The sequence below is a fragment of the Bifidobacterium felsineum genome (assembly GCF_002802915.1).
Lineage (GTDB): Bacteria > Actinomycetota > Actinomycetes > Actinomycetales > Bifidobacteriaceae > Bifidobacterium > Bifidobacterium felsineum.
This window is the reverse complement of the sequence record NZ_PEBJ01000012.1, coordinates 1-1,022: the sequence shown is the minus strand read 5'-3', so window position 1 is coordinate 1,022 and position 1,022 is coordinate 1. Positions and strand designations below refer to the sequence as shown.

The window sequence follows — 1,022 nt, the reverse complement described above, 5'->3', positions numbered from 1 at the left end:
GAGCGTCTTCTCTACTTGGTTTTCTGATTATGCATCCTGCATCAGCGTAAGCAGAATTCCAATGAAGGAAAGAAGACCTCATATGGCCATCACCGATACAGAGACTTTATTCTGCGATTACTACGAACAATGGGTTGACGTCTATAAAGAAGGCGCAATCCGTGAAGTCACCATGAAAAAATACAAGCTCACCCAAGCATGGTTGAGGAAGCTTGCACCAGACCTCAAACTTTGTGAGTTCAACAGAGTGAACTATCAGCAACTCATCAATGGCTATGCGGAACATCATGAACGTCAGACCACAATGGATTTCCATCATCAACTTAAAGGAGCGATTCTAGATGCCGTTGATGAAGGACTCATACAACGAGACCCCACGCGCAAAGTGGTTATCAAAGGCAGACAGCCAAAACAAAAGAAGACGAAATATCTCAACCAGTTTGAATTACATGCAATGCTCGCCGATCTTTCGCTAGGTACATCACCAAGTTGGGATTGGCTAATTTTGCTTATTGCCAAAACTGGACTCCGTTTTTCCGAAGCACTCGGTCTGACTCCCAGCGATTTTGACTTTGTTCATCAGACGCTTTCGGTAGATAAAACATGGGATTACAAAAATGGTGGCGGATTCGTGCCTACCAAGAACGCATCATCAGTACGCAAGGTGCAACTTGATTGGCAACTTATCATGCAGCTCTCCGCATTGTTGAAAGACTTGCCTGAAGACGCGCCGATCTTTGTAAACGGGAAGGTTTACAACTCAACTGCAAATGGCGTACTGGCCAGGCATTGTGCGAAAGTCAACGTGCCTGTGATTTCCATTCATGGATTGAGACATACCCATGCCTCATTGTTGTTGTTTGCCGGTGTCTCGATAGCGAGCGTGTCTAAAAGACTCGGCCACGCAAGCATGAACACCACTCAAGACACGTATCTCCATGTGATACGCGAACTTGAGAACAAGGATGTTGACATCGTCATGCGCGCCCTCTCCACACTCGTATAAAACAATCAAATTGCTT

The 1,022-nt window shown here is 45.5% G+C and carries 1 protein-coding gene; it reads left to right on the top strand.

Annotation, left to right across the window (positions count from 1 at the left end):
* Positions 1-82 precede the first annotated feature (82 nt).
* Complete coding sequence (locus tag CSQ86_RS09645) at positions 83-1,006, top strand: site-specific integrase (RefSeq protein ID WP_100494926.1); 924 nt, start codon at positions 83-85, stop codon at positions 1,004-1,006.
* Positions 1,007-1,022: the final 16 nt, after the last annotated feature.